The 13,581-nt window shown below is 63.6% G+C and carries 10 protein-coding genes and 1 pseudogene; 4 read left to right on the plus strand and 7 right to left on the minus strand.

Features of this window, described 5'->3' with window-relative positions:
• The first annotated feature begins 169 nt into the window (after nucleotides 1-169).
• Entirely contained in the window at nucleotides 170-1,540 is a 1,371-nt protein-coding gene (locus tag GKC70_RS14120) for an MFS transporter (RefSeq protein WP_342649015.1), read from the plus strand.
• On the opposite strand, the gene GKC70_RS14125 is transcribed toward GKC70_RS14120, so the two are convergent.
• The 4 genes from GKC70_RS14125 to GKC70_RS14140 all read right to left on the minus strand — a co-directional run bounded on the left by GKC70_RS14125 (nucleotide 1,530) and on the right by GKC70_RS14140 (nucleotide 6,281).
• Nucleotides 1,530-2,954 (minus strand): DOPA decarboxylase, encoded by a 1,425-nt coding sequence (locus GKC70_RS14125; protein WP_342649016.1) that lies wholly within the window; start codon nucleotides 2,952-2,954, stop codon nucleotides 1,530-1,532. The two genes, GKC70_RS14120 and GKC70_RS14125, sit on opposite strands and share 11 nt — an antisense overlap.
• Nucleotides 2,955-3,062: 108 nt before the next feature.
• The gene (locus GKC70_RS14130; protein WP_342649017.1) at nucleotides 3,063-4,007 is read right to left on the minus strand and encodes a LysR family transcriptional regulator; all 945 of its coding nucleotides are present in this window, start codon (nucleotides 4,005-4,007) and stop codon (nucleotides 3,063-3,065) included.
• A gap of 75 nt (nucleotides 4,008-4,082) precedes the next feature.
• On the minus strand, nucleotides 4,083-4,793 hold the full coding sequence (locus GKC70_RS14135; protein WP_039577023.1) for a YebC/PmpR family DNA-binding transcriptional regulator: 711 nt from the start codon (nucleotides 4,791-4,793) through the stop codon (nucleotides 4,083-4,085).
• Between the two features lie 96 nt (nucleotides 4,794-4,889).
• Nucleotides 4,890-6,281 carry an FAD-dependent oxidoreductase gene (locus GKC70_RS14140; protein WP_342649018.1) on the minus strand — a complete coding sequence of 464 codons (1,392 nt, stop codon included), beginning with the start codon at nucleotides 6,279-6,281 and terminating at the stop codon, nucleotides 4,890-4,892.
• Between the two features lie 129 nt (nucleotides 6,282-6,410).
• Between GKC70_RS14140 and GKC70_RS14145 the strand changes: the two genes are divergently transcribed.
• A complete protein-coding gene (locus GKC70_RS14145) occupies nucleotides 6,411-7,286 on the plus strand; it encodes a LysR substrate-binding domain-containing protein (RefSeq protein ID WP_342649019.1) in 876 nt (291 codons plus the stop codon).
• 18 nt (nucleotides 7,287-7,304) lie between these two features.
• Here the strand turns inward: GKC70_RS14145 and tam are convergent, their stop codons facing one another.
• A complete protein-coding gene (gene tam, locus GKC70_RS14150) occupies nucleotides 7,305-8,081 on the minus strand; it encodes a trans-aconitate 2-methyltransferase (protein WP_342649020.1) in 777 nt (258 codons plus the stop codon).
• Nucleotides 8,082-8,246: 165 nt separating this feature from the next.
• On the opposite strand from tam, the gene GKC70_RS14155 reads away from it, so the two are divergent.
• A complete protein-coding gene (locus GKC70_RS14155; protein ID WP_342649021.1) occupies nucleotides 8,247-8,981 on the plus strand; it encodes a FecR domain-containing protein in 735 nt (244 codons plus the stop codon).
• A 64-nt stretch (nucleotides 8,982-9,045) separates the two neighbouring features.
• Here the strand turns inward: GKC70_RS14155 and GKC70_RS14160 are convergent.
• Nucleotides 9,046-10,457: pseudogene (locus GKC70_RS14160) on the minus strand (amino acid permease).
• A gap of 331 nt (nucleotides 10,458-10,788) precedes the next feature.
• On the opposite strand from GKC70_RS14160, the gene GKC70_RS14165 reads away from it, so the two are divergent.
• Nucleotides 10,789-12,204, plus strand: a complete 1,416-nt coding sequence (locus GKC70_RS14165) for a PLP-dependent aminotransferase family protein (protein WP_342649022.1) — start codon at nucleotides 10,789-10,791, stop codon at nucleotides 12,202-12,204.
• A 127-nt stretch (nucleotides 12,205-12,331) separates the two neighbouring features.
• On the opposite strand, the gene GKC70_RS14170 is transcribed toward GKC70_RS14165, so the two are convergent.
• The gene (locus GKC70_RS14170; protein ID WP_342648746.1) at nucleotides 12,332-13,579 is read right to left on the minus strand and encodes an IS256 family transposase; all 1,248 of its coding nucleotides are present in this window, start codon (nucleotides 13,577-13,579) and stop codon (nucleotides 12,332-12,334) included.
• Nucleotides 13,580-13,581: the final 2 nt, after the last annotated feature.

Raw genomic sequence — 13,581 nt, forward strand, 5'->3', positions numbered from 1 at the left:
CTCTTTGTACGAAATGGTTAGTTTGCGTTCGATAATCGAACAGAACCCATCAACGCCAATTGATTCACTCTGAATCTCTGGACAACCATGCGTTCGTCGCTGCCATCCGGGCCCATGCCTGCCCGAGGGCGACTGCCTTCCGACAACAGACAAGAACAACGGAGACACCATGGCCCATTCTTCCCAGGCCAAGAAAGCCACCGCCAGTGGCTGGATCGGCTCGGCCCTCGAGTACTACGATTTTTTCATCTACGCCCAGGCGGCAGCGCTGATCTTTCCGCAGATCTTCTTCCCATCCACCGACCCGAAAATGGCCATCATTGCCTCCCTGGCCACCTATGGCGTCGGCTACCTGGCCCGCCCCGTCGGCGCCTTCGTGCTCGGGCATTGGGGCGATACCCGCGGGCGCAAGAACGTGCTGCTGCTGTGCATGTTCCTGATGGGGCTGTCGACCATGGCCGTGGGCCTGCTGCCCACCTACCATGACATCGGCCTGCTCGCCCCCGCGCTGCTGGTGGTGCTGCGCCTGATCCAAGGCTTCGCCGTGGCCGGAGAAATTTCCGGCGCCAGCTCGATGATCATGGAGCACGCGCCGTTCGGTCGCCGTGGCTACTACGCCAGCTATACCTTGCAAGGCGTGCAGGCCGGCCAGGTGATGGCGGCGGCCGTGTTCCTGCCGCTGGCCTACTTCATGCCCAGCGAGGCCTTCAACGATTGGGGCTGGCGCATCCCGTTCCTGATGAGCGCCGTGGTGCTCATTGCCGGCTTCATCATTCGCAAAGAGGTGAATGAAACTCCGGCGTTCGTTCAGGAAGAACGCCAGGACAAGGTGGCCAAGTCGCCCATCGGCGAGGCCTTCCGCCACAGCTGGAAGCACATGGTGCTGGTGATGTTCATGGCGCTGATGAACGTGATCCCGGTGGTGGCGACCATCTTCGGCGCGGCCTATGCGGTGCAACCGGCCTACGGCATTGGCTTCGACAAGAGCGTGTACCTGTGGATCCCGGTGGTGGGCAATATCGTCGCGGTGCTGGTGATTCCCTTCGTCGGTAACCTGTCCGACCGTATCGGACGCCGCCCGACCATGATCGCCGGCTGCCTGGGTTCGGGGCTGCTGGCGTTCGTCTACCTGTACGCCATCAGCATCCAGAACGTGCCGCTGGCCATCGCCGGCTCGATCCTGATGTGGGGCCTGGTCTACCAGGGTTACAACGCGGTGTTCCCCAGCTTCTACCCCGAGCTGTTCCAGACCCGCTACCGGGTTTCGGCCATGGCCATCGCGCAGAACATCGGCACCATGCTCACCGCCATGCTCCCGGCGCTGTTCGCAGCCGTCGCACCGCCGGGCTCGACGCATATCTGGCTGGTGGTCGGCGGGCTGGCGTTCGTCATCACCTGCGTCTGTGCGCTGGCCGCTTACTTGGCCCCGGAAACCTACCGCCTGGCCATGGACGACCTGGGTAATCCGCAGGCCAAGCCCTTGGAGAAAGCCGCGTACGATGCCAGTCGCAAGAGCAGCTTCGAGGTGGTCAGCCCCTGACAGGGGCCTTCACCACCGCCTGCAGATTCGCCCAAAGACGCTCGACATCCGCCCGTTCGGTCGGCAACGCGCCGACCGACACCCGTACCATCCAGCGGCCGTCCAGGGTCGCGGGGGTGACATAGGCCTTGCCCGAAGCATTGAGCCGGTCCGCCCAGCCACGCGTATGCGCGTCCAGGGCGTCGCCGTCCAGCGTTGCCGGACGGTGGCGCAGGCACAGGGTCTGCAACCGCACCGGTGCCAGCAGCTCCCAGTCTGGCGCTGCGCCGACCTGCTCGGCCAGCCAGCGGGCGTTGTCCAGGTCTCGGCGCAAGCGCTGCTGCAACGCCTCGACCCCTTCGCTGCGCAACATGAACCACAGCTTCAGGGCACGGAAGCGCCGACCCAGCGGTATGCCCCAGTCGCGCAGGTTCTTCACCTCACCGTCCACCGACGACTGCAAGTAGCTGGGGTTGGTACTCATCACCCGGATCAGGTGCTGTGGATCGCGCACGTAGTACAGCGAGCAGTCGAAGGCCACCCCCAGCCATTTGTGCGCATTGACCACCAGCGAATCAGCCAGCTCGATGCCGTCCCACATCCAGCGGCACTCCGGCAGGATCATCGCCGAGCCGGCCATCGCCGCATCGACATGCAGCCACACGCCCCTCGCCTGAACGATGTCACCGATGCCCCGCAGCGGGTCCAGTGCGGTGGTCGCGGTTGTGCCGAAAGTCGCGACCACCGCGCAGGGCTGATTGCCGTCAGCCAGGTCCTGGTCGATGGCCGCTTGCAGCGCCTCGGGACGCAGCGCGAAGTGCTCGTCGGTCGGGATCTGGCGGATGTTGTCGCGGCCGAAGCCGGCCAGCAGCGCCGCTTTGTCCACCGAGCTGTGGGCCTGGGCGCTGACGTACACGATCAACGGTTTGTCCTGGCGCTGCAGACCGCCACGGGCCAAGGCATAGCCGCTACTGCGTTCACGGGCACTGATCAGCGCGACCAAGGTGCTGGTCGAGGCGGTGTCCTGGATCACCCCACTCCACTGCGGCGATAGGCCCAACAACTGGCGCAGCCAGTCGAGCGTGACTTCCTCCAGCTCGCTCAAGGCCGGGCTGGATTGCCAGGACAAGCCCAAGACGCCTAGACCGGTGCTGAGAAAATCGCCGAGTACCGACGACAACGTGCCATTGGACGGGAAGTAGCCGTAGAAATCCGGATGCTGCCAATGGGAGAGGCCAGGCATCACCTGCTGGAGCACATCGTCGAGAATCGCGGCGAAAGGCTCGCCTTGTTGTGGCGCTTGCTCGGGCAGCGCCGCCTTCAAGTAGCCCGGCTCGACCTGAGCCATCACCGGATGCTGGCCAACGCGCTGGCGGTAATCGGCGATCAGGTCGATGAGCTGGTGGCCGTGCTGACGGAATTGTTCGGGGGTCACAAGAGGGCTCCTGGGCGGATGAAGTGTCGGGGCAGCCCCTGACACGCGGCAATCGGTCCAGTCTAGGCCAGCCGCCTTCCAGCAATAACCCCGCTTCGCGCATAGCTGCTATGGCACGTGCGCATGCCCAGCCTCGACTCCGAAGGAAGACTGACGCCACAGCTCGAACACTCGATTGCGCAACCAGCGGTGCTCGGCAGACGCCTGCAAGCGCTGGTGCCAGACCACCCAGTAGCGCTGGCTGTGGGCGACGAAACCCAGCGGTCGCCAGGCCAGGCCGTGCAGACGGCACAGCTGTCGGGCGATGTGTTCCGGCACGGTAGCCAGCGCCTGACCCTGGCCGACCACCTTGACCATGGCGCCGAAGAACGGCACCTGCAATTGCAGGCGTCGCTGTAGGCCTTGAGTGCGCAAGTGGCGATCGATGAAGCTGTCCTTGTCACCGCCGCCAGACACCCGCACATGCCGATAGGCCAGATAGTCCGCTTGACTGATGGCGACGCCTGCGGTCAGTGGGTGATCGGCGGCCATCAGGCACACCGCCTGATCCTCGCCGAGCAGGCGGCCATGCAGGTTCGGCGGAGACTCGTCGAACAGGGTAGTGGCGAGGTCAACGTCACCGCTGGCCAATAGCCCGTATTCCCCGGCCTGCCAAGTGCGGTACTCCAGCGACACGCCTGGTGCTTCGCGCTCCAGCGCCTCCACCAATACGGGCAGCATGAACTCGGCCACGTAGTCGGATGCAGCCAGACAGAACCGACGCTCGCACCGGGCCGGATCGAACTCCGGCGGCTGGCGCAGCGCACTGAGTTCTTCGAGTACCTGACGCAGCGGCTCGACCAAGGTTTCGGCATGCTCACTGAGTACGTAGCCACGGCCCTGACGCACCAGCAGCGGATCGTCGAAGGCGTCGCGTAGATGGGCCAGTTGACGGCTCAGTGCCGGCTGACTGCAGCCCAGGCGTTCGGCGGCATGGCTGAGATTCTTCAACCGCAGCAGACAGTCGAGGGTACGCAGGTGGGCAAGGCTCAGGGAGGCGAAAGTGGGGGTCATGGCGGGCCTTCCTGAAACGCTGGCCGCCCGTGGCGAGCGAATTGGCCAAGGGGCGGCAGCGGCGCTTGGTGCTGATCAGTCGGTCAGGCCGACATACACGTTCTGAACGTCGTCATTCTCGTCGATCGCTTCCAGGAACGCCTCGACCTCGGCCAGGGCCTCGGCGCTCAGACTGGCCGCGCTCACCGGGTTCTTGGGCGTGTAGCCGATCTTCGCCGACGTCACGGTGAAGCCGTGATCAGGCAGGGCTTTCTGTACCGCGTCCAGGTCGGTGGTGTCGGTGATGAACAAGGTCGAACCTTCTTCGTCTCCTTCCTCGAAGTCCTGGGCACCGGCTTCGATGGCAGCCATTTCCGGGTCGGCGTCGCCCACCGGGGTGGCTTCGATCAGACCGACGTGGTTGAAGTCCCACGCCACCGAGCCGCTGGCGCCCAGTTGACCCTTGCGGAACAGCACGCGGACCTGCGCGACAGTGCGGTTGACGTTGTCGGTCAGGCACTCGACGATCAGCGGCACCTGATGCGGTGCGAAGCCCTCGTAGCTCACGGCCGAGTACTGCACCGTATCGCCATCAAGGCCGGCGCCCTTGCGGATCGCGCGCTCCAGGGTCTCGCGGGTCATCGACGCCTTCTTCGCCTGCTCCACGGCCAGGCGCAGGCGCGGGTTCATGTCCGGGTCCGCGCCAGACTTGGCCGCGATCTGAATTTCCTTGGCCAGCTTGCCCATGATCTTGCCCTTGGCATTGGCGGCGGCTTCTCTATGTTTGGCTTTCCACTGTGCGCCCATCTCGACTCTCTTGTCTGCGCGGCCGGTTCAGGAAGCGACCGGCCAAAAAGTGGGGAGAGTTTATACGCCCTCGCCGACCGGTTCGACAAGAAATCCTCACCCCTTGTCGGCCTTCCCCGCCGCGGCCGCGAACTTGGCCAGGCGGACATCGAGCCGCCGAGGCCGTTGCCCTCGGTCTTCGGCGCGCTCCTTGCGGCGGATGGCCTCGCGCACCAGCAACGAACCGAGGTAGCGGATGGGCTCTGGCGGAAACAGCCCCAGCGGCCCACGCACCAGCGGCGAACGGGTCCAGGCATTGTCCAGGCCCAAGGCCAGCGACGAGAGGATCTGCCCGCCCATGTGGCAGGGTCCGACACCGCTGCCGGAGTAACCCAAGCCGTAGAACACGTTGGCCTGCCCGTCCAGCCGCCCGAAGAACGGCAGGCCGCTGACCGATCGATCCGATGGGCCGTTCCAGCTCGCCGCCAGCGGCACCTCGGCAAGACTCGGAAAGAACTCGCCCAGGGTGCGTTGCAGCAGCGCACGATACGGCGAAGGCTGGTCGAACACCTTGGACAGACGCCCACCGTAGGCGAACGTATTACCGCCCTTGCCCAGCATCAGCCGACCATCGACGGTAGTGCGGTAGTAATGGACGAAAATCCGCGAGTCGAGCACGCTGATACCGCTGTCCAGTCCCGTCTGGTGCAGCAGCTCAGCGCACGGCTCGGTGATGACCATGTCGCTGGACACGATCGCCACGCTGCGCTCGAACGCCCGGAACTGGCGCGCCATCGCGGCATTAAGCCCCAGCACCACGCGATCGGCGCGGACAGTGCCGTGAGGCGTGTGCACCGCCACCACTGGGCCATGCTGCAACTGCGTCATCGCCGTACCTTCATGAATTCGCACGCCGTGCTGCAGCGCCACCCGGCGCAGCCCGCGCACCAGTTTCGCCGGTTGCACGGTGGCCGCCGCTGGCGAGAACCAGCCCTCCAAGTGCCGGCGCGAGCCGGCACGGCGCTGCACCTGCGGCACCGGCAGACGCTGGAAGCTGCTGATGCCCTGGCGCTCGAGCGCCGCGATCACCGCATCGGTGCTGCCCACCTGTGCAGCATTAGTGGCCGTATACAGCGTGCCGTCACGGCGGTAATCGCAGTCGATGCCGTGCGCCTGGCAGAACGCGCCGATGGCGGCGATGCTGCGCTCGGACTCGCTCACCAGACGCACCGCCTCGGCCACACCGAACAGCCGTTCCAAGGTGAAATACTTGGCCGACCACGACAGCGCACAGCCGCCATTGCGACCACTCGCGCCGGCCCCGCAGATATCCGCCTCGATCAGCAGCACATCCAGCGTCGGCTGGGCCTGCTTGAGCATCAGCGCGGTCCACAGGCCGGTGTAGCCGCCGCCGACGATGCAGACATTGCAGCGGACATCGCCCTGCAACGGGGGACACGGTGACTCGGACTGTGACGCCAGCGCCTGCTGCAGCCAGAACGGTCTCATTGCGCGAGTTCCTTGTAGACGAAAGCAAAAGACAGGGGGGTATCAAAACAAGCGCTGAACGATAAGAAAAATCGATTTATCGTATGTCAGTCATAAGCCAAGCTTTCACTACTGTCGTTGGAGACGTCCATGTCGGTCTCGCATGCTCAGCTCAAAGCCTTCCACGCCGTCGCCCTGCATCACAACTTCACCCGTGCCGCCGAATATCTGTGCCTGACCCAGCCTGCCGTCTCCGATCAAGTACGCAAGCTGGAAGAACGCTTCGGCATCCTGCTGTTCCAGCGCAACAAGCGTACCGTGGGGCTGACCGACCTGGGTGAGCACCTGTTCGGCATCACTCGACGGCTATTTGCCTGCGAAGCCGAGGCCGTCGAGCTGTTGCAGGACTCCCGCGCCCTGGACACCGGCAGCCTGGTGCTGGCGGTGGACGCGCCGGTGCATGTACTGCCGCAGATCGCACGCTTCTGTCAGCGTTACCCGGGCATCCAGGTCAAGGTCGAAACGGGCAACAGCGACCAGGCGCTGGCCCGGCTCTTTCGCTACCAGGCCGACTTGGCGCTGCTCGCCTGCGAGGTGACGGATGAACGGCTGTTCTGCCTGCCGATCCGCAGCGACCCGCTGGTGGCATTCGTTTGCGCCCAGCACCCCTGGGCGACACGCGGCGCCCTCCGTCTTGCCGACCTGGACGACACGCCACTGGTGCTGCGCGAACCCGGCTCGGTGACCCGGCAGGTACTGGAAGAGGAAATGCAGCGCGCCGGCCTGCGCGTGCGCACGGCCATCGAGGTGCAAGGCCGCGAAGCCGCGCGCGAAGCGGTCGTGGCGGGAATTGGCGTGGGCGTGGTGTCGGCGGCCGAATTCGGCGCCGATGACCGCTTGTGCGCACTGCCGATCAAGGACTGCCATCGGCGCTTGAGCGAAACCCTGGTGTGCCTGGATGAGCAGCGCTCGCGCCGGGTGGTGGCGACGTTCCTGCAGATGGTCCAGGAAAATGCCGAGGATTGATGCTCGCCGGCGCCGCACTCAGCGCGTGGCCACCACGAACAATCGTGGAAAGGGTAGCAGTACCTTGCCGTCGGTCGCGGCTGGGTAATCCTGCTGCATCGCTTGCAGGTACAACTGCAGGAACGCCGCGCGTTCGTCCTCATCCAGGCGCGACAGGTAAGGCCGCAGACCCGAGCCCTTGAACCACTCCACCACCGCTTCGGCGCCACCGCTCAGTGGGTGGTGATAGGTGGTACGCCAGACATCTACCCGTGCGCACAGCGGGCTGAGCAGGTCGTAGTAGAACGTGGCGCTGTGCCGTGGCGGCAGGGCGAAGTCGCTGAATTTTTCTTTCCACGGTCCTTGGCCGGCAATCTCGCGCATGCGCCGATGAGCAGGCTCGTCCAGGTTGTCAGGGGTCTGCACCGCCAGGCTGCCACCTTCGGAAAGCTGTTGCACCAGGTGTGGGTACAGCGCGCCATGCTCGGGCAGCCACTGCAAGGAGGCGTTGGCGAGAATCAGATCCTGAGGTTCGGCGGCGTTCCAAAGCGCGATGTCCGCCACCTCGCAGCGTACCCGAGGCACCTTCAGACGGGCACGCTCACGGGCCTTGTCGATCATGTCCTGATCACTGTCCAACGCCACCACCAACGCATCACCGTACTGTTGCAGCAGCACTTCGGTGGAGTTGCCGGGGCCGCAGCCCAGGTCGGTAGCGTGACGGACCGGGCGCGGCGGCACCGCTGCAAGCAAGTCGCGCACGGCGCGGGTGCGCTCGTTTTCGAACAACGAATACTGAGTGGCAGACCAGGCCATGGGCAGCTCCTTGGGCAGGGGGAAGTATCAGCATATGCCTTTCGGTGCTCGTCTGGGGTAAGTGCCGCACCGATTCGTTTCGTCAGAAACAGATCATGCCTGCGAAGGCTGGAACTGACAGGCGAAGGCGAAGGTCATCCGCATAGTCCACACATGCTGCCAACCATGAACTCCTTGCGCTCCTTACCCCTTGCCTTGCCCATCGCCCTCCTCGTCCTGGTCGGCGCATCGCTGCTGCTCGCCTCGCCCTGGATGGGCCAGGGCTTCGACGTGTCGGATCTGTCCACCGATAGCCAGAACCGCCTGACCCGGCAGCTGGAAGACGGCAGCCTGCTGACCCTGGATAACGGCTCGGCCGTGGATCTGGAGTTCGACAGGACGCAACGCCGCATCCACCTACTCAAGGGGCAACTGCTGCTGGAAGCGGCCAGGGGCGACACCCGACCGCTGTACATCGTCACCCCGTACGCCACCCTACGGCCACTGGACGCCACGCTGATCGTCGAACGGCTGCAGGACAGCAGCGAGGTGACCGTGCTCGACGGTCGGGTGGAATTCCAAGGCAATGATGGGCGCCTGTCACTGAACCGCAGTCATTACCTGCGCTTCGACGCCCAAGGCCACAGCACGCCGATCAAGGTCGATGGTGGCGATGCCCAAGCGGCCTGGTACCTGGAACGCCTGCCGGGCACTGGCCAAGCGTTGAACGAAGTGCTCGAACGCCTGGCTCGACATCACCGTGGCGTGCTGCTATTCAGCGCCGCTTCGCTGGCCGACCTGCGAGTGGCCAACGATCTGGCGCTGGACGACAGCGACGAGGCCTTGCAGTCGCTGGAAGCCGCGCTGCCCATCACGGTCAGCCACTACACCGACTGGATCACCGTGGTCAGGCGCCGCTAGCGGCCATATACAAAAACGCGGCCGACCCTGGGAGAGTCGACCGCGCGTGACGAGCGGCGAAACGTCAGTGACGCTTGGCGCTGCGGATCTGGTGCACGACACCCATGGCCACCACGACGGCCGCGGCAATGCCGGTGGACAGCACGATTTCCTGGTAGTCAGCCATGAACGCCATGGTCACCAGTGCGGCCACGATGAAGGCGATCACCAGGTAGGTCAGCCAAGGGAACAGCCACATCTTCAGGCGTACCTCGCGGCCTTCGGCAATCAGCTTGCGACGCATGCGCAACTGCGAGAAGGCGATCACCAGGTACACCAGCAAGGCGATCATGCCCGTGGTGTTCATCAGCGTGTCCAGGACATCCTTCGGACGCAGGGTGTCGCTGAAATTGATGAGTGCGCAGAAAATCGCCACCACGCACGACCCATGATCGCGTACACCGGCACGCCAGTACCGGCGCGGGTGATCTTGAAGAACGACGGTGCGTCGCCGCGCTGGGACAGCGAGAACAGCATGCGCGAGGCGGTGTAGTGGCCGGAAATCAGGCAACTGCTCACCGAGGTCAGCACCACGAAGTTCATCAGCAGTTCGGCATAGGGCACGCCCAGCAGTTCCAGGGTGCGACGGTAGGCGCCGTAGCCGGAAACGCCCAAATGCGGGTCGTTCCACGGCACCAGGCAGACGATCAGGAAGATCGAGCCGACATAGAACAGGCACACGCGCCAAACCACCGAGTTGGTCGCCTTGACGATCTGGGTGGCCGGGTCCTTCGCTTCGGACGCGGCAATGGTGACGATCTCGGCACCGAGAAAGGCGAACATCACCCCGAGCAGGGCCCCGATCACCGTGGTGATGCCGTTGGGCATGAAGCCTTCGGCGGTCAGGTGGGTAATCCCGCGCACCTCACCGAATTGCCAGATGTTCAGCACCGCCGCGGTACACACAACCAGGAAGCAGACAATCGCCACCACCTTGATCAAGGCGAACCAGAATTCGAACTCGCCGTAGTGCTTGACGTTGAAGAAGTTCACAGTGATCAACAGCAAAGTGGTCGCCAACACGAACACGTTGACGCTGACGCCGGGGAAGAAACCGTGCAGGATCTTGCCCGCCACGTAGGCTTCCCAGGCCATGAGGATGACCCAGTACCACCAATACAGCCATCCGATGGTGAAACCGGCCCAGCGCCCGATGGCGCGGTCGGCGTAGGTGGAGAACGAGCCGGTGTCCGGCGAGGACGTCGCCATCTCGCCGAGCATGCGCATGATCAGCACCACCAGGATGCCGCCGGCGAGATACGCCAGGACAGCCGCTGGACCGGCGCTGTGGATCACGCTGCCGGAGCCGACGAACAAGGCGCCGCCGATCACCCCGGCGATCGACATCATCGTCAGGTGGCGCGACTTGAGCGAGGCACTGAGCTGGCTCTCGTGCCCGCCTTTCGCGGTGGTGGAGGATGTGGATGTTGCGTCCATCAGTTGTGTACCCCGTGTTTCTTTTTATCCAAGGAAAACTGTGAAACCCCGATGGTTATCGGCCTCACCTTTACATCAGCGCTAATGCGGGCAGGAGGTGTGAGAAACACACGCAGACCTTCCATGGCGGCCTGCTGACGCGTCCGAACGTGGCCGCTCGGACGTACTGAACGTGCTACATCTGGCGATATCTGACACCTAATGTAAAAATGTCCGACACAGAGAGCCATGCACAGTGGCATGAAATCCGCACTGCACTGTACAGGCCGCCCATGCAATACACCTGCGACACCGCGCAGGCGCCCGCCGCTCTGCACCCCTGAAGGCCCCCATGCTGCGACTACACCCCGACGCCCCTACCCCGCTGGTCAACCAGATCATCGACGGCCTGCGCGCACTCATCGACAACCAGACCCTCAAGCCCGGCGCCAAGGTGCCGTCGATCCGCGCGTTCGCCTCGACCTACTCGGTGAGCACCTTCACCGTCGTCGAAGCCTACGACCGTTTGGTGGCCCAAGGGCTGCTGGTCAGTCGCGGCAACGCCGGCTTCTTCGTCAGCCGCACGGCCGGCGAGGTGCTCGACGCCCAGACCCCGACCGCAGACGCAACCCGACCATCGTTCAACTCGGAATGGTACCTGCAGCAGATCTTCGAAACCCGCCAGTTGCCGTTCAAGCCCGGTTGCGGCTGGCTACCCAACGACTGGATGTATGAAGACGGCCTGCGCCGGGGCATGCGCCAGGTGGCCGGCAGTCCGCTGGAGCTGTCCGGCTACGGCGACCCGATGGGCCTGCCGGAGCTGCGCGCGCTCACCGCGCAGAATCTGCAACAGGAGCTGTCGATCGTGGTCAACCCGGCGCAGCTGATGCTCACCCACGGCGCCAGTCAGGCACTGGACCTGGCGGTACGCACGCTGGTGCGCCCGGGTGACGTGGTGCTGGTCGACGACCCAGGCTATCCCAACCTGATGAGCATCCTGCGCTTTCAGGGTGCCACGCTGGTGGGGGTGCCGCGCACGCCGGCTGGCTATGACCTGGACCAACTGCAGCGGCTGCTGGCCGAACATCGACCGACGGTGTTCTTCACCCAGCCGCACCTGCACAGCCCAACCTGTTCGCGCACGCCGCTGGCGCAACTGCACCGTCTGCTGCAACTGGCGTCGCAGCATGGGGTGCGCTTGGTGGAGAACAACTTGTATGCGGACATGATCGCCAATCCGCAGCCTTGCCTGGCCAGCCTCGACCACTTGCAGCAGGTGGTGTATGTGGGCAGCTATTCCAAGAGCATCTCGCCGAACGTGCGGGTCGGCTATCTGGTGGCTGAGTCGGAACTGATGCAAAGGTTGTTGCAGTTGAAGATGCGCTCGGGGCTGACCACCTCTCAGGTGATGGAGCGGGTGGTGTATGCGGCGGTGATCGATGGGCGCTGGCGCAAACACCTCAAGCGTCTGCGCCAGCGCCTGGCGCAAGCGCACCAAGTGGTCGGGGGGCGCTTGCAGCGGATGGGGTTCGAGCTGTTCACCGAGTCGGATGAGGGGATGTATATCTGGACGCGGCATCCGGGGATTCCTGATAGCGCGGCGTTGTTGGACGAGGCGCTCGAGGCGGGGGTGATGTTGGGGCCTGGGCAGTTGTTCATGGTCGATGCGGGGGTGACGGGGTGGATGAGGTTCAATGTGGCGTTTAGTTTGGATGAGGGGATGTGGGGGGTCTTGGAGCGGCTGGTTCAGGGGCGGCTGGGGTTTTAGGGGGCGGTCTGGTGGTGTCTGCTATTTTGGTTTCATGTCTTTGATTTGTATTGGGTTTTAGTCACCGAGAGTGTCAGATTTTTTGTGTGCGGGCCGATAACGGCCTGCCGTCAGGCTGGCCATGCTTTTACCAGGTCGGCCTGATAAATCGATCTCCGTACAGCATCGCGAATTGATTCATCGCATTTTTCCAGTCATGGGCCGCTGAGCCCCAGTTTGCCGTGATGTTCCGCAGCCCCAGCCAGATCAGCTTGGTGGCGGCCTCATCCGTTGGGAAGTGACCACGCGTTTTGATGATCTTGCGTAGCTGGGCGTTGATGCTTTCGATCGCGTTGGTCGTATAGATCACTTTTCGAATGCCTGACGGGAAGACAAAGAATGGAATCACTCGATCCCAGGCTCTTCTCCATGCCGCAACTACCGTTGGGTACTGTTTGCCCCAAGGGCCGTTTTCAAAGGCATCCAGTGCCTGCTCAGCCGCCTCGGCGTTGATGGCCTGATAGATCGGCTTGAGCGCTTTGGCCAGATCACGACGCTTATCCCACGCTGCATAATCGAGACTGTTGCGGATCAAGTGGACGATGCATGTTTGCAGCGTGGTGGCCGGAAACACGGCGCTTAGCGCCTCTGGCATCCCTTTGAGGCCGTCGGTGACGGCGATCAGCACATCCTCAACGCCGCGCGTCTTGAGGTCATTGAAGACCTTCATCCAGAACTTCGCACCTTCGGTATTTTCGATCCAGATCCCGAGAATATCGCGCGTCCCATCGGGTAGAACGCCCAGCGCCAAGTAAATCGCTTTGTTGCGCACAAGGCCTTCTTCGCGAATCTTGACTCGTAGTGCATCAAAGAAAATGACCGGGTACATCGGCTCCAGCGGCCGCTGTTGCCACGCGCCGATTTCCTCCATCACCTCGGCCGTGACCGAACTGATGAAGTCATGCGAAACATCCGTTCCATACTGCTCGGAGAGGAATGCGCGAATTTCCCGAACGGTCATGCCTCGGGCATACATGGCGATGATCTTGTCATCGAAACCGGTATAACGGCGCTCGTGCTTGGGAATCAGGATGGGCGCAAAACTACCGTCTCGATCACGGGGGATATCCAGCCGCAGCGGCCCCTCTCCAGTCAGAACCGTCTTGCCAGTCCTGCCATTGCGCTGATTGGTTTCATCCTCTGGGCGCTGCGCGCCCGGCAGATACCCCAGGTGGTGACTGAGCTCGGCGTTCAAGGCCCGTTCGATCAACGCCTTCTTGAATGCCGCAGAGGCATCTTCGATAGCCTCCGCAGTCATCAGGCCCTCACCGAACTGCTCGAGCAGCTCCTTGGGGATTTTTGGTAGGTCACGCAGGGGTTTCTTCTTGGTTGGCATAC

Source organism: Pseudomonas sp. REB1044 (assembly GCF_038813925.1).
In the GTDB taxonomy this organism is placed as follows: domain Bacteria; phylum Pseudomonadota; class Gammaproteobacteria; order Pseudomonadales; family Pseudomonadaceae; genus Aquipseudomonas; species Aquipseudomonas boreofloridensis.